The following is a 14,453-nucleotide window of genomic DNA, read 5'->3' on the forward strand; positions in this document are numbered from 1 at the left end:
GTGCGGGGCGGCTGACGGTGGTTCGGCCCCCCGCGGCTCCGGGCGGCGGGCTGCCGCGGGGCCGGCCCGGGACGGGGGACGCGGTCCCGCCGGGTCCGCCGGCCCGGCCCCGCCGGGGCCGCGCCGGGCTCAGCGGACCGGGGTGGCGCGGTCGTGCGTGAGGGTGCCCAGCACCCGGATGTGCGGGCGGCCGTCGGCGTCCGGGTCGGTGACGGTGACGCGCACCCCGTAGACGGCGGCGATCAGTTCCCCGGTCAGGACCTCGGCGGGGGTTCCCGCGGCCACGACGCGGCCCTGCCGCAGGACCACGAGGTGGTCGCAGTACCGGGCGGCGAGGTTGAGGTCGTGCAGGGCGACCACGCTGGTGACGTCCAGGGTCCCGACGAGGTGCAGCAGGTCGTGCTGGTGCTGGATGTCGAGGTGGTTCGTCGGCTCGTCCAGCAGCAGTTCACGCGGTTCCTGGGCGAGGGCGCGGGCGATCTGGACCCGCTGGCGTTCGCCGCCCGAGAGGGTGTGCCAGGCGCGGTCGGCCCGGTCGGCGAGACCGGTGCGCTCCAGTGCGTGGCGTACGGCCTGCTCGTCGGCCGCCGACGGCGGTGCCCAGGCGCGCCGGTGCGGGGTGCGGCCGAGCCGTACGACGTCGGCGACGGTCAGCTCGACGAGGGTGTCGGCCTGCTGCTCCACGACGGCCACGCGCCGGGCGACGTCCCGGCGGCGCAGCGCGCCGAGCGGTGTCCCGTCGAGGGTGACCACGCCGGAGGCGGGGGCGAGGACGCCGCACAGGATGCGCAGCAGGGTGGACTTGCCGGAGCCGTTGGGCCCGAGGAGTCCGGTCATGGCGCCCGGCGGCGGGCTGATGCCGACGCCGTCGAGGACGAGCCGGCCGTCGGCGGTGCGGGTGACGCGGTCGGCGGCGAGGGTCATCGGCGGCTCCTCCTGGTCCGGTACAGCACGAGGACGAAGGCCGGCACACCGACGAGCGAGGTCATGACGCCGACCGGGACCTCCTGGGGGTCGATGACGGTCCGCGCGGCGGTGTCGATCCACACCAGGAAGACGGCTCCGCCGAGCGCGGAGGCGGGCAGCAGCCTGCCGTGGCCGGGTCCCACCAGGGCGCGGGCGGCGTGCGGCAGCACCAGGCCGACGAAGCCGATGGCGCCCGCGGCGGCGACGAGGGCGGCGGTCAGCAGGGCCGTCGCGCAGAGCAGGACCAGCCGGGCGCGGCCGGTGTCGACGCCGAGGGTCGCCGCCGCGTCCTGGCCGAAGGCGAACGCGTCCAGCGTCCTGGCGTGGCCGAGGCAGATCCCGAGGGCCACCACCAGGACGGCGGAGCAGAGCCACACGTCGGTCCAGCCGGCGCCGCCGAGCGAGCCGAGCAGCCAGAACAGCACGCCGCGGGTGGTCTCCGCGTCGGCGGACGTCACCACGATGAAGGAGGTCAGCGCGGAGAACAGCTGCATCGCGGCGACCCCGGAGAGAACCACGCGGTCGGTGGTGCCGCCGAGGGTGTGGCTCAGCAGGAGCATCGCGGCGAACGAGCACACGGCGCCGGCGAACGCGCCGCCGGACAGCGACAGCACGCCGCTGCCCGCGCCGAGGACCACCACGGCCACGGCGCCGGTGGAGGCGCCGGAGGAGACGCCGAGGACGAACGGGTCGGCGAGCGGGTTGCGCAGCAGGGACTGGAGCACCGCGCCGCACACCGCGAGCCCGGCGCCGCACACGGCGGCCAGCAGGGTGCGCGGGAGCCGCAGGTTCCACACGATGCCGTCGCGGATCGGGGTGAGCCCGGAGGGTTCGCCGCCGAGGTGGGCGGCCACGACGGACCAGACGTCGGTGACGCCGATGTCCGCGGGGCCGACGGTGATCGCGAGGGCGACGGAGAGCGCGAGGACGCCGAGCCCCGCCGCCGTGCGCAGCAGGGCCGTGGTCATCCGGCGAGGCCGAAGGCGCGCAGGCCGGCGGCGACCTGCTCGATGCCCTCCACCGTGCGGATGGTGGGGTTCATGGACTGGCCGCTGACGAGGACGTACCGCTTGTGGCGCACGGCGTCCATGTTCCGGGTGACGGGGTGGGACTCCAGGAACTCGATCTTCTTCTCGGCGCTCTCCCCGCTCTGCGCCTTGCGGGTGAGGTCGCCGATGACCAGTACGTCCGGGTTCCGGTCGGCCACCGTCTCCCAGTTGATCTGGGGCCATTCCTCGGTGGTGTCGTCGAAGACGTTCTTCGCGCCGAGTTCGCGGGTGATGACGCCCGGTGCCCCGCAGCAGCCCGCCATGTAGGGGGACTCGGCGTCGGAGAACCAGTAGAGGAGGGTGACGTCGGAAGCGTCCAGCCCGGTCTTGGCCTTGGCGACGCGGGCCTGGAGGCGGGCCGTGAGCTCCTCGCCGCGTGCCTCGACGCCGAAGACCTGCGCGAGGTCCCGGACTTCGCCGTAGACGGTGTCCATCGTGAGGGGCTTCGTGCGGACTCCGTCGCCGTCGCCGCTGTTGTCCTTGCCGACGCAGTCGGACGGGGAGAGGTAGGTGGGCACGCCCAGCTTCTCGAACTGCTCGCGCGTGGCGACGCCGCCCTTGCCGAGCGTGGAGGCGAAGGAGGCGGTGACGAAGTCGGGTTCGACGGAGAGGACCTTCTCGAAGGACGGGTTGTTCTCGGCGAGGCGCGGCACGTCGGCGGCGGGCTTCTCCAGGCCCTTCATGACCGGGTCGGTCCAGGTGGCCGTTCCCGCCATGCGGTCGGCGAGGCCGAGGGACAGCAGGATCTCGGTGGTCCCCTGGTTGAGCGACACGGCCCTGCGCGGGCCGTCGCCCGTGATCTGCACCGTGCGGCCGCAGTTGTCGAGTGTGCGTGCCGCGGTCTCGGCCGGTGCGTCGGAGGGGGAGGCGCCGCAGCCGGTGAGGAGGAGCGCCCCGCACAGGAGCGCGGGCAGGGGCAGGGTGGAGCGCGTGGCGTTCACGGCGTGGTCCTCGGCGTCGCGGGCCCAGGCGCGGGGCCCTTCCGTACGGGGTGCGCCAGCAGGTCTTCGGACTCGGGGTCGTCCGGGCGGGGCGCCTTCCCGGGCGGTGGTGCGTCCCAGTGGCTTCGTGCCCCGCCCGTCGCCCTCACCGCTGCGCGTCAGTTCCGGATTCGCACCGGATTCCCTGACTCGCCCGCGCCCGGGGGCGTAGGGAGTGCGACTGGCCTGCGCAACCTACCACAGCGGCATCACTTAACTGATCATCAGACGAGATTGACAATCATTTTCATTTCGGCCATGCTGCTCAGCGCCCCGCATCCCTCCGCCCCGTCCTGCGGTCGTGGTGCGGGGTCCGCCACGTGAGCCCTGGGAGCAGCATGTCGATCTTCCGTAACCGTCGAGAATTCCTCGCCCTGACCGGCGCCGCCGCAGGCGCCATAGCCCTGACCGCGTGCGGCGGTGGCGGAGCGGGCGGCGACGAGCGGTCCGCCGGCGGGGACAAGGGCGGACAGCCGCGCCGCGGCGGCCGGTTCCGGGCACTCTTCACCGGCGGCGGCGAGCAGGAGACCCTCGACCCGCACGCCGAGTCCCTCGCCATCGACATGGCGCGGACCAAGGCGCTGTTCGACCGCCTGGTGGAGCTCGACGCGGGCATGGCGCCCGTGCCGCGCCTCGCCGAGAAGTGGGAGGCGAACGCCGACGCCACGGTGTGGCGCTTCACCCTCCGCAAGGCCATCTTCCACGACGGCAAGCCCCTCACCCCCGAGGACGTGCTCTTCACCTTCGCCCGCATCCTCGACCCGAAGGCGACCAGCCACTTCGCGCAGGGCCTGCTCTCCGTCATCGACCTGAAGAAGAGCCGCGCCGTCGGCGGGAACGTCGTCGAGGTCGCACTGAAGCGGCCCGGCGCCGAGTTCCCCGCCCTGCTCGGCACGCTCGGCACGGCCGTCGTCAGCTCCCGGTACGCCGACCCGGCCAAGCCCGTGGGCACGGGGGCGTTCCGCCTCACGTCCTTCCAGGCCGGCCGCTCCTTCGTCGCCGAGCGCTTCGACGATCACTGGGACGGCGGCGCGTACGTCGACGAGCTGCGGATCCTGTCCGCCGACGCCGACGCCCGCGGCAACGCCCTGCGGGCCGGGGAGGCCGAGTTCGGCTACGAGATGACGCCGACCTTCGCCCGGACCGCCCAGTCCGACGCGTCCGTACGGATCCTGGCCGCCAAGGGCAGCACCGCCCACGCCCTCGTCATGAAGTGCGACCAGGAGCCCTTCGACGACCCCGACGTCACCCTGGCGTTCAAGCTGCTCGCCGACCGCGAGAAGCTCGTCCAGGTGGTGCTGGCCGGGCAGGGCGTCGTCGGCAACGACATGTTCGGCAAGGGCTACCAGTACTACCCGGAGGACGTGCCGCAGCGGACGCGGGACGTCGCGGAGGCGCGGGCCCTGCTGAAGAAGGCCGGCGTGCTGAACAAGACGCTGTCCATCTACACGTCGTCCGTCGCCAACGGCTTCGTGGAGGCCGCGACCCTCTTCGCCGAGCAGGCGGCCGACGCCGGTCTCAGGATCAAGGTGACCACCGGCGCCGCCGAGACCTACTTCAAGGACCAGCTCACCAAGGGCGTCATGGGCAGCCACCGCTCCGGCGCGATGACCATCCCCAACTACCTCAACGACCGGCTGCTCAGCACCTCCCCGTTCAACGCCTCCGCCTGGCGCCGAAAGGACTTCGACGCGGCCTTCGCCAAGGCGCAGGCGACCACCGACGAGGCCGAGCGCACAGAGCTCTACCGCGGGTTGCAGCGCACCGTGCACGACGAGGGCGGGCTGCTCGTCTGGGGCCACCCGGACTGGCTCAACGCCGTCTCGTCCCGCGTCCGCGGCATGGAGGCGGCCCCGCCCAACACCATGAACTCCGCCCGCTTCGACAAGGTGTGGCTGGCCTGACGATGCGCGGGTACGCCCTCCAGCGCCTCACGCTCGGCGTCGCGCAGCTCGCCCTGCTGGCGCTGCTGGTCTTCGTCCTGACCTCGCTCCTGCCGGGCGACGCCGCCGACGTCCGCAACAACGAGGACGCCACCGACGCCCAGGTGGCGGCGCTGCGCGAGCAACTCGGCCTGGACCGGCCCGCCGTGGAGCGGTTCACCGACTGGGCGGCGGGCCTGGCGACCGGAGACCTCGGCACCTCCCTGGTCAGCGGCGGGCCGGTGCGCGACGTCCTCGCCGACTCGGTCGGCACGACGCTGGTGCTCGGCGCGGTGACCCTCGCCCTGGTGCTGCCGCTCGCCCTGCTGCTCGGCGTGGTGTCCGGGCTGCGCGAGGGCGGCCGCCTGGACCGGGCCGTCACCTCAGCCACCCTGGCGCTGAACGCCGTACCCGACTTCGTGCTGGCCCTGCTGCTCGTCGCCGGGCTGTCCCTCAGGCTGGGACTGCTCCCGGCCACCTGGGTGGGCGTGGAGGCGGCCGACCTGCTCGCGGAGCCCGCGCTGCTGGTCCTGCCCGTCACGGTGGTGGCCGCCCGTGTGGTGTGCCTGCTGTCCCGGCAGGTGCGGGCGGGCGTGGTGGCCGTGCTCGGCACGCCGTACGTCGTCCAGGCGCGGCGGCTGGGCGTGCCGCGCCGGACGCTGCTGCTGCGCCACGTCCTGCCCAACGCAGCCGTCCCCGGCCTGCAGGAGCTGGCGCGCGTCGGCGACAACCTCGTCGGCGGCGTCCTGATCGTCGAGGCGGTGTTCGCCGTGCCCGGGGTGGCCACCGCCCTCGTCCGCGCCGTCGAGGCGCGGGACGTGCCCACCGTGCAGGGCCTCGCCCTGGTGGTGGCCGTCGCAGCGCTGCTGTTCAGCCTCGCGGCGGACCTGCTGTGCCACCGACTCGTACCACGGACGGAGGTCCTCCGGTGACGCCCCCGAAGCGCTCCGCGGCCGCCGGCGTCCTGCGGGCGCCGCTCAGCGCGCTCCTGGTCGCCGTGCCCTGCGGTGCGGCCGTGCTCGGGCCGCTGTTCGCCGACGCCCCCGCCGCGGGGCTGGCCGCCCCGTACGCGGCGAGCGGCGGCGCGCACCCGCTGGGCACCGACGCGCTCGGCCGCGACGTGCTGGCCCTGCTGCTGCACGGCGGCCGCAGCGCGCTCGGCATGGCCGTGGGCGCGGTCCTCCTCGCGTACGCGGTCGGCGGGATCGTCGGCCTGGTGGCGGCGTCGGCCCGCAGGCGGTGGCTGGACGAACTGCTGATCCGGCCGCTGGACGTGCTGCTGCCGCTGCCGACGCTGCTGGTCATCAGTGTGGTCGCGGTCGGGTGGCGCGGCTCGCCGCTCGCCATCGCGCTCGCCGTCGCGGCCGTCAACGTCCCGCCGGTGGCGCGGCTGGTCAGGGCGGCCGCGCTCGACGCGGCGAGCGGTCCCGTCGCGGAGGCCCTGCGGCTCCAGGGCGAGTCCTGGGCGCGCATCCAGCTGGGCCTCGTCGCGCGCTCGGCGCTCGGCCCGGTCGCCGCCGACGTCGGGACGCGCGTCACCCTCGCCGTGTTCCTGGTCGGCTCGGCGAACTTCCTCGGCCTCGGGCTGAGTCCGACGGCGCCGGACTGGGCCGTCAGCATCGCGCGCGGCCGCGAGGGGCTGCTGCTGCAGCCGTGGGCGGCGCTGGCGCCCGCCCTGATGCTCGTCATGTTCACCGTGGGGCTGAACCTGCTCGCCGACCGCGTGCTGGCCCGTTCCCGCACCCGTACGCAGGAGGCAGCCCGATGACCGCGCTCGTCACCGTCCGCGGGCTGACCGCGCGCGCCGGGGACGCCGTGCTCCTCGACGCGGTGGACTTCGACCTGGAAGAGGGCCGCGTCACCGCCCTCGTCGGCCCGTCGGGAAGCGGCAAGACCACCGCCGCCCTGTCGCTCCTCGGCGAGGCCGGCCCCGGGGTGCGGCTGACCGGGCGGGTCACCGTCGGCGGCACCCCCGTCGTCGACGACCGGGGCCCCACCGCTCAGGCCGCCGCGCTCCTCGGGCGCGTCGTCGCCTACATGCCCCAGCACCCCGGGAGCACGCTGAACCCGGCGCGCCGCACCGGCTCCGTGCTCGCCGAACTGGCCCGGCTGCACCACCCGCGGGCCGTCCCGCGGGACGCGGCGGCGCAGGCGCTGGAGGCCGCCCAGCTCCCCTCCGGGCGGGACGTCGAGCGGCGCTTCCCCCACCAGTTCTCCGGCGGCCAGCGCCAGCGGGTCGCCCTCGCCCAGACCCTGGTGTGCCGGCCCCGGGTGCTCGTCCTCGACGAGCCCAGCACCGGGCTGGACACCGTGGCCCGCATGCGCCTGGCGGACGAACTGGCCTCGCTCGCCGGGCGGGGCCTCGGCATCCTGCTGCTCAGCCACGACCACGACCTCGTCAGGGCGCTCGCCGACCACGTGGTCGTCATGAGCGGCGGCAGGGTCACCGCCTCGGGCAGCGCGGCCGGGGCCCTCCCCCGCCGCTCCCCGCCGAAGACCGCGCGGCACGGCCCCTCCGATGCCGGCCGCCCGCCGGTGCTGGAGGTGCGCGGGCTGTCCGCGCACCTGCGCAGCCGGGGCCGCGGTCCCGTGCTGCACGCCGTGGACCTGCGGCTGCCCGCGGGGGCGTGCGTCGGCGTCGCCGGGCTGTCCGGCAGCGGCAAGACGACCCTGGCGCGCTGCGTCGCCGGCCTGCACGAACGCCACCGCGGCCAGGTGCTGCTGGACGGCGCGGCGCTGCCCGTCCTGCGGAAGCGGACCCGCGAGCAGAAGCGGCGCGTGCAGTACGTGTGGCAGGAGGTGCGCGGCTCCTTCGACGAGCGGCACGCGGTCGGCGAGCAGGTGGCCCGCACCGCCGTGCGGCTCCGCGGACTGGCGGCGGACGACGCCCGCGCCGAGGCGCTGGGGCTGCTGGAGCGCCTGGGTCTCGACGCGGCGACCGCCGCCCGGCGCCCCGGTGGGCTGTCCGGCGGCGAACTGCAGCGGGCGGCCCTCGCCCGGGCGGCCGTCGCGCTCCCCGACGTGCTGGTCTGCGACGAGATCACCACGGCCCTGGACCCCGCCGCCACCGCCGCCGTCCTCGCCGAACTGGCCCGGCTGCGCGAGGAGCACGGCACGGCGCTCCTGTGGGTCAGTCACGACCTCGCACTGCTCGCGGCCGTGGCCCACCACGTCGTCGTCGTCGACGACGGCCGCGTCGTCGAGACCGGGGCGCCCGACGAGGTGCTGCGCGCGCCCCGAGCAGCGTCGGCCCGGCGGCTCGTCGACGCCGTGGACCTCGGTGCGCGCCGGGCGGCGGCGGACCTGACCGCGCCGGCCCCGTCCGGCTCCTGAACCTCAGCTTTCCCTTCCCGTATCCGACCACGGAGGACCCATGACCGACCGGACCGCCGGCGGTACCGCCGCGTCCCAGCACGACCTGCGCGCCCTGCTGGACTCACTGCCGGACACGCTGCCCCGGGACGAGATCCTCGCCATCAACAGCGGTTCCAAGTCCGACATCCACACCGAGCGGACGTACGACTACAACGGCTGGGCCTTCACCCTGCCGCCGGGCGTGTTCAAGCCGGGCGACACCAGCCGCATCATCCACGACCGGCTCCTGGACGGCACGATCCCCGTCAAGGGCCGCTCGTACGCGGCGATGGGCGTCGGCCTCGGTGTCGAGGCCGTCATCGCCGGCACCCTCGGGGCGAAGGAGGTCTACGCGGCCGACGTGCACCCGGACAGCGTCGCCGCGGCCGCCGCCCATTACGAGCGCATCGTCGGGGACCGCCCGGACACCGTCTTCCGGCCCCTGGTGTCCAACCTCTTCGAGGAGTTCCCGGACTCCGCGCGGCTGGACGTCGTCACCTTCAACCCGCCCGCCGTCAGCGCCCGGACCAGCGACGACCCCACGGTGGTGCGGAACGTCTGCGTCGGCGCCGAGATCGTGCTGCGCTTCTTCGACCAGATCACCACCCGCGACCTGCTCGCCCCGGACGGCGAGATCCACCTGGTCGTGTCCAACACCGCGGAACTCAAGCGGATCGTGGCCTACGGGACGGACGCCGGTTTCCGGCCGGCCGTGCTGCACCGCCAGACCTGGGAGGGCGACAACTGCCAGGCGTACCTGTTCAAGCTCACCCGGCACGACGCCGCCTGACCGGGAGGACGACGACATGCACGAGCACATAGCCGAGGCCGTCAAGGAACCCGACGTCGTCACCGTCCCGCCGGGCGCGGTCTGCCTGCGGTTCGAGACGATGAAGCTGTACTCGGCGCTCGGCGCCGTGCGCCACCTGCTGGAGACCGGGCAGGTCGAGCCCGGGGACACCCTCGTCGACAGCTCCAGCGGCATCTACGCCCACGCCCTGGCCCTGGCCTGCCACCGCTACGGCCTGAACTGCCACATCGTCGGCTCCACCACGGTGGACCGCACCCTGCGCGTCCAGTTGGAGATCCTGGGCGCGACCCTGGAGCAGGTCCGGCCCTCGAAGAACCTGCGCCTCGACCAGAACCTGCGCGTCCAGCGGATCGGCGAGCTGCTGCAGGAGAACCCCCACTACCACTGGATGCGCCAGTACCACGACGCCATCCACTACCTCGGCTACCGGGACGTCGCCGACCTCATCCGCAAGGAGGTCCCGGAAGGGCCGCTGTCCCTGGTCGGGGGCGTCGGCACCGGCGCGTCCACCGGCGCCATCGCCACGTACCTGCGCGACGCGGGCCGCGACGTGACGCTCGTCGGGGTGCAGCCCTTCGGCAGCGTCACCTTCGGCGCCGAGCACGTCTCCGACCCCGACATGATCATCGCGGGGATCGGCAGTTCCATCCCGTTCCGCAACGTGCGGCACGACCTGTACGACCGGATCCACTGGGTGAACTTCGACTACGCCATGTCCGGCGCCGTCGAACTCCTCCGCGTCAGCGGCATCTTCGCCGGACTGTCGGCCGGGGCCGCCTACCTGGCGACGCTGTGGGAGCGGGAACGCGAGGCGGACCGCACGTACGTCTTCCTCGCCGCCGACACCGGGCACCGCTACGTCGACAGCGCCTACGCCCACCACGCCGACGCCCGGGGCCTCGGCTCCATGCGGCCCCACGAGGTGGCCGGGCAGGACGAGCTGCGGCACCCGTGGTCCGCAATGGACTGGCCCCCGACCGCCGACACGCCGCTGCGCGGCCGTCCCGCGCTGGTGGCCGAATCGGCCTAGCCTCCGCCGCGGCGTACACCGCCGCACCGCTCACCCCCGTCCGACCGGAAGGCGCCCCCATGCCCCTCGACGCGCAGACCGCCCGGGGCTTCGTGCTCCTCCCCCGCCTCCTCGGCCCCGCCGAGACGGCGGCCGCGGCCCGTGCCGCGGAGACCGTCCTCGCCCGTGTGACGCGGAAGGCACTGGCCGGACCGGACGACGCGACCGTGTGGCCGGACGGGCACCGGCTGGAGAAGGTGGACGGCACCACCGTCCACTGGGAGCCGGACGCCCGTCCGCCCGCCGTGCGCAGCCTGGCCCCCGTCACCCATCTGGACCCGGTCCTGGACGCCCTGTGGACCGACGAGCGGATCACCGCCCCCATGCGCCGGGTCCTGGGCCGCGAGGACCTGGGCAGGTTCACGTCGAAGCTGAACTTCAAACGGGCCGGGGTCGGCTCGGAGTTCCGCTGGCACCAGGACTACCCGTACTGGTACTGCTGCGCGGGCCCCGGCGCCCGGGACGTCGCCACCGCGATGGTCTTCCTCGACGACGTCACCGCCGCCAACGGCGCCCTCCAGATCGTGCCCGGCAGCCACCTCGCGGGGCCCGCCCCACGGGACCGGGCCGAGCCGACCGGCCTGCTCGTCGACACCGCGCGCACCGACGTGCGCGGTGCGGTGACCGTCGAGGCCCCCGCCGGCTCGGTGCTGATGTTCCCCGGGCTCGTCGTGCACCGGTCCGGCCCCAACCGGACGGCCCACGACCGGCGTTCCCTGCTGCTGTGCTTCCAGCCGGCGGGGCGGCCCGAGCTGGCCGGGCTGCCCTACCGGCACGAGCGCCTGGCCGACCTCCCCTGACCCCCTCGCTTCCCACCCCCGCCTCGTACCGCGCATCCCGCGCCGGTACCCGTCCGAGAAAGTACGCCCATGTCTCCTGCCCCGCCGCAGTCCGTGCCGGACCTCCAGCAGGCCGTCCTGGAAGGCGCCCACGGTCCGCTCCCGAGCAAGCTGGCCGTCACCAGCGCCTTCTGGCTGCACCACACCACCCGCCTGGCCGGCAGCCAGGTCACGTACCACAACCAGTACGTGCTGCTCCGCTCAGGCGACGCCTTCGGCGCGTGCGCCTTCGAAGCCGGGGAGTTGGACCCCGGCTTCTGCGCCGACGCCTCCGGACACACCCTCGACACCCTGATCCGCCACGAGGCCGCGCCGGTGCGCGTCGCCGCCCTCGACGCCTACCTCGCCCGTGTGCGCCCGCACCGGGAGGCGGCGGACGCCGAGACGGTCGTCCTGCCGACCGGTGCGCCGGAGGACCGTGCCCAGGCGAGGGACACGGCCGTCGCCGGTCTCCTCGACATCGCGCCCGGCGCGAAGGTCGCCCTGATCGGAGTGGTGAACCCGCTGGTCGCGGCGATACGCGAGCAGGGCGGCCACCCGCTGCCCTGCGACTTCAACCTGCGCACGACGAACTGGGGCGACCCCGTCACCGACAACATGGCGGACGTGCTCGCCCAGGCCGACGCGGTCGTCGCCACCGGCATGACCCTCACCAACGGCAGCTTCGACCACATCCTGGAGCACTGCCGCAAGCAGCAGATCCCCCTCGTCGTGTACGCCCAGACCGGCAGTGCCGTCGCCCGGGCCTTCCTCGGCTCCGGAGTGACCGCCCTGTCCGCGGAGCCGTTCCCGTTCTCCCAGTTCAGCGCCGACGCGACCGCGCTGTACCGGTACCGGGCGGAGCGGGTGTGAGCAGCGAGACCAAGGGGGCCGCCGCGGCCCCGCAGACCTCCGGTGCCGGGCCGGAGCAGACCGGGGCGGCGGACCGGAAGCCGGGCGCCGTGCCCGGCGACCTGGCGATGACCCGCACCTTGTGGCCGTTCATGCTGGCCTCCGCCGCGGGGCTGGTGCCCTTCACCGTCTACAGCACGTTCCTCGTGCCCATCGCCGACGCCTCCGGCGGAAGCGTGGCGGCGCTGGGCCAGCTGCGCGGCCTCGGCGGGCTGGCCGCCCTCGCGGTGGGCACCGCGCTGGCGCCGCTGATCGACCGCGTCCGCCGGGAGTGGGCGGCCGCGGGCGGCCTCGCCGTGCTCGCGGTGTCGGCGGCGCTCGGTGCGAGCGGCGGATTCCTGCTGCTGGCGGCGTTCTGCCTGCTGGTGGGGGCGGGGACGGCCGTGCTGAACCCGGCGCTGACGGCCGCGGCGGCCGACCGGTTCGACGACGACGCGGCGGCGGGCCGGGCCGCGACCCTGATCACGGCGACCCAGTCGCTGACCGCGCTCCTCGCGGCACCCCTGGTCGCCCTGCCGGCCCTGGTCTGGGGGTGGCAGGGCGACCTGTGGGCCGTGGCGGCGCTCTGCTCCGTGCTCGCCCTGTACTTCCTGCTGCGCGGCCGCCGCACGGCGGGGCCCGCCGCGGAGACGTCCGGAGACGCGGCCAAGCCCGGCTACCTGGAGTCGTTCCGGCTCCTGGCGGGCCTGCCGGGGGTGGTGCCGCTCCTGCTGGTCGCCCTGCTGCGCACGGCGGCGTTCATGGGCTACCTCGCGTACCTGGCGGCCTTCTACGACGAGCGGTTCGGGCTCGCGCCGGAGCCGTTCGCGCTGGTGTGGACGCTGAGCGGCACGTCCTTCTTCCTCGGCAACCTCTTCGCGGGGCGGCTGCTGAGCGCCGAGCGGGCGAAGCTCCCCGCCGAGGCGCTGATGACGCTGGCGCTGCTGCTCGCCCTGGCCGCGCTGGCCGGGGTGTTCTTCACCCACACCCTCTGGCTGGCGCTGCCGCTGACCGCGCTCGTCGGCGCCGGACACGCCACGGTCGCGGCCTGCGTCACCACCCTGCTGGTACGGCGCTGCGGGTCCCTGCGCGGCACGGCGCTGAGCGTGAACGCCGCCGGGATGAGCTTCGGCGTCTTCGCCGGTGCCGGGCTGGGCGGCGTCGGCCTGGCCCTCGGCGGGTTCGCGGGCGCTGCGGCGGCGCTGGGCGGGGTGACCCTCGCGGCCCTCGTCTGCGCCCGGCTCGTCGCCCGCTCCTCGCCCCCCGCCGCCGACGGGGCCTGAAGCGGCACGGACCGGTGCGCCCGCCCGGTCGGGGCCGACCGGGCGGGCGCACGCACCGCGGGGGCGGGGCGCGCCGCGGGTGGCTGCCTGCGGCGCGCTGCGGCACGTCCGCGTGTCGCCGGCGTTCCTCGTGTCGACGGCGGTTCCTCGTGCCGGAGGCGGGTTCCCCGCACCCGTAACGGACGGTACATTCGGGCTCGACACGGGCGCCATGTGTACTGCCGGGTCTTCGGGGCGCCACCGCCCGGAAGGGCCGTGCCGCCGTGGCGTGCGACCCGAGCCCGTGGATCCGCACCGCACCACCCGGAGGGACCGCGCCATGAGCGGCACGTTGGCCGACGAGATCCGCAGCCGCCTGGGCGATCTCAGCCCGGCCGAACGCAAGGTCGCCCGGGTACTGCTGGCAGGCTACCCGGCGGCGGTGTTCGAGACGGTCGCGACGATCGCGGAGCGCGCGGCGGTCTCCACGCCGACCGTGCTGCGCTGCGCGTCCCGGCTCGGGTACCGGGGGTTCCCCGACCTCCAGGCCGCACTGCGCGCCGAACTCGACGCCCGCAACGCCTCCCCCATCACGCTCTACGAGTCCGCCGAGCCCCCGCGGCAGGAGGGGTCCGGCGCGGACGAGGCGCTGGAACTTCAGCCGGCGCTGGTGCACCAGGCCCTGTCCCGGACCTTCCGGGAGGTGTCCCCGCACGACTTCGCGACCGCGGCCGAACTGCTGAGCGACCCCCGCCGCCGGGTCCACCTGGCCGGCGGCCGCTTCACGCACCTGCTGGCGCGGTACCTGGGGCTGCATCTGATGCAGGTCCGCGACCAGGTCTCCTTCCTGCCGGACAGGGACGTCGAGCGGACCTCGTTCCTCACCCAGCTCGCGCGGCGCGACGTGACGGTGCTGTTCGACTACCGGCGCTACGAGGAGGACATGACCCTCGTCGCCGAACTGGCGCGTGAACGCGGCGGGAAGGTCGTCGTCTTCACAGACCCGTGGCTGTCGCCCGCGGCGGCGCACGCCGACGTGGTCCTGACCAGCCAGGTCTCCTCCGGCTCGCCCTACGACAGCCTCACGCCGACGCTCGCCCTCATCGAGGCGCTGGTCTCCGCGGTGCTCGACCGGCTGGGGCCGGACGCGCACGCCCGCATGAAGGACGGCGAGAGCATCGCCCGCCGGACCGGTCTGCTGTGAACCGCCGGGCCGGGCCCGCCCGCTGAGCGGTTCACCCACCGGGCGGGCGCCGGGAGCGGCCGCGGCGACGGCCCGACGCGGACCGCCCGAGGCGAACGGGCCGACGCGGACGACCCGGGGCGGGGCC

Annotated in this window: 13 protein-coding genes and 1 riboswitch; of the genes, 10 read left to right on the plus strand and 3 right to left on the minus strand. The window is 74.9% G+C overall.

Features of this window, described 5'->3' with window-relative positions; genetic code table 11:
* Positions 1-129: 129 nt before the first annotated feature.
* From BJP40_RS29635 to BJP40_RS29645, 3 genes are read right to left on the minus strand one after another with little or no spacing between them, the layout of a single operon-like run.
* Positions 130-924 (minus strand): ABC transporter ATP-binding protein, encoded by a 795-nt coding sequence (locus tag BJP40_RS29635; RefSeq protein ID WP_071283711.1) that lies wholly within the window; start codon positions 922-924, stop codon positions 130-132.
* On the minus strand, positions 921-1,934 hold the full coding sequence (locus tag BJP40_RS29640; protein ID WP_071283714.1) for an iron ABC transporter permease: 1,014 nt from the start codon (positions 1,932-1,934) through the stop codon (positions 921-923). Before BJP40_RS29640 ends, BJP40_RS29635 begins: the two co-directional genes overlap by 4 nt.
* Complete coding sequence (locus BJP40_RS29645) at positions 1,931-2,956, minus strand: ABC transporter substrate-binding protein (RefSeq protein WP_071264719.1); 1,026 nt, start codon at positions 2,954-2,956, stop codon at positions 1,931-1,933. The genes BJP40_RS29640 and BJP40_RS29645 overlap by 4 nt, the downstream gene beginning before the upstream one ends.
* 60 nt (positions 2,957-3,016) lie before the next feature.
* Positions 3,017-3,142: riboswitch (cobalamin riboswitch) on the minus strand.
* A 191-nt stretch (positions 3,143-3,333) separates the two neighbouring features.
* Between BJP40_RS29645 and BJP40_RS29650 the strand changes: the two genes are divergently transcribed.
* The 10 genes from BJP40_RS29650 to BJP40_RS29695 all read left to right on the plus strand — a co-directional run bounded on the left by BJP40_RS29650 (position 3,334) and on the right by BJP40_RS29695 (position 14,326).
* On the plus strand, positions 3,334-4,899 hold the full coding sequence (locus BJP40_RS29650; RefSeq protein WP_071283717.1) for an ABC transporter substrate-binding protein: 1,566 nt from the start codon (positions 3,334-3,336) through the stop codon (positions 4,897-4,899).
* A 2-nt stretch (positions 4,900-4,901) separates the two neighbouring features.
* The gene (locus tag BJP40_RS29655; RefSeq protein WP_071264723.1) at positions 4,902-5,849 is read left to right on the plus strand and encodes an ABC transporter permease; all 948 of its coding nucleotides are present in this window, start codon (positions 4,902-4,904) and stop codon (positions 5,847-5,849) included.
* Positions 5,846-6,685, plus strand: coding sequence for an ABC transporter permease (locus BJP40_RS29660; protein WP_218153243.1), 840 nt, complete (start codon positions 5,846-5,848; stop codon positions 6,683-6,685). Before BJP40_RS29655 ends, BJP40_RS29660 begins: the two co-directional genes overlap by 4 nt.
* Positions 6,682-8,250 (plus strand): ABC transporter ATP-binding protein, encoded by a 1,569-nt coding sequence (locus tag BJP40_RS29665; protein WP_071283721.1) that lies wholly within the window; start codon positions 6,682-6,684, stop codon positions 8,248-8,250. Before BJP40_RS29660 ends, BJP40_RS29665 begins: the two co-directional genes overlap by 4 nt.
* Before the next feature lie 40 nt (positions 8,251-8,290).
* Complete coding sequence (locus BJP40_RS29670) at positions 8,291-9,061, plus strand: methyltransferase (protein ID WP_071283723.1); 771 nt, start codon at positions 8,291-8,293, stop codon at positions 9,059-9,061.
* A 16-nt stretch (positions 9,062-9,077) separates the two neighbouring features.
* Positions 9,078-10,112: a pyridoxal-phosphate dependent enzyme gene (locus tag BJP40_RS29675; protein ID WP_071283726.1), complete on the plus strand. Its 1,035-nt coding sequence runs from the start codon at positions 9,078-9,080 to the stop codon at positions 10,110-10,112.
* 59 nt (positions 10,113-10,171) lie between these two features.
* Positions 10,172-10,951, plus strand: a complete 780-nt coding sequence (locus BJP40_RS29680; protein ID WP_071283728.1) for a phytanoyl-CoA dioxygenase family protein — start codon at positions 10,172-10,174, stop codon at positions 10,949-10,951.
* Between the two features lie 69 nt (positions 10,952-11,020).
* Positions 11,021-11,842, plus strand: a complete 822-nt coding sequence (locus BJP40_RS29685) for a Rossmann-like domain-containing protein (RefSeq protein WP_071283731.1) — start codon at positions 11,021-11,023, stop codon at positions 11,840-11,842.
* A complete protein-coding gene (locus BJP40_RS29690) occupies positions 11,839-13,143 on the plus strand; it encodes an MFS transporter (RefSeq protein ID WP_226962349.1) in 1,305 nt (434 codons plus the stop codon). The genes BJP40_RS29685 and BJP40_RS29690 overlap by 4 nt, the downstream gene beginning before the upstream one ends.
* 319 nt (positions 13,144-13,462) lie before the next feature.
* Positions 13,463-14,326 carry a MurR/RpiR family transcriptional regulator gene (locus BJP40_RS29695; protein WP_071272375.1) on the plus strand — a complete coding sequence of 288 codons (864 nt, stop codon included), beginning with the start codon at positions 13,463-13,465 and terminating at the stop codon, positions 14,324-14,326.
* Positions 14,327-14,453 lie beyond the last annotated feature (127 nt).

This window comes from Streptomyces sp. CC53 (assembly GCF_001865245.1).
Lineage (GTDB): Bacteria > Actinomycetota > Actinomycetes > Streptomycetales > Streptomycetaceae > Streptomyces.

Coding starts and splice junctions, on each gene's coding strand:
- BJP40_RS29640 (WP_071283714.1), bottom strand. CDS start 1,934: ATGACCACGGCCCTGCTGCGCACGGCGGCGGGGCTCGGCGTCCTCGCG.
- BJP40_RS29670 (WP_071283723.1), top strand. CDS start 8,291: ATGACCGACCGGACCGCCGGCGGTACCGCCGCGTCCCAGCACGACCTG.
- BJP40_RS29650 (WP_071283717.1), top strand. CDS start 3,334: ATGTCGATCTTCCGTAACCGTCGAGAATTCCTCGCCCTGACCGGCGCC.
- BJP40_RS29675 (WP_071283726.1), top strand. CDS start 9,078: ATGCACGAGCACATAGCCGAGGCCGTCAAGGAACCCGACGTCGTCACC.
- BJP40_RS29655 (WP_071264723.1), top strand. CDS start 4,902: ATGCGCGGGTACGCCCTCCAGCGCCTCACGCTCGGCGTCGCGCAGCTC.
- BJP40_RS29635 (WP_071283711.1), bottom strand. CDS start 924: ATGACCCTCGCCGCCGACCGCGTCACCCGCACCGCCGACGGCCGGCTC.
- BJP40_RS29665 (WP_071283721.1), top strand. CDS start 6,682: ATGACCGCGCTCGTCACCGTCCGCGGGCTGACCGCGCGCGCCGGGGAC.
- BJP40_RS29680 (WP_071283728.1), top strand. CDS start 10,172: ATGCCCCTCGACGCGCAGACCGCCCGGGGCTTCGTGCTCCTCCCCCGC.
- BJP40_RS29695 (WP_071272375.1), top strand. CDS start 13,463: ATGAGCGGCACGTTGGCCGACGAGATCCGCAGCCGCCTGGGCGATCTC.
- BJP40_RS29685 (WP_071283731.1), top strand. CDS start 11,021: ATGTCTCCTGCCCCGCCGCAGTCCGTGCCGGACCTCCAGCAGGCCGTC.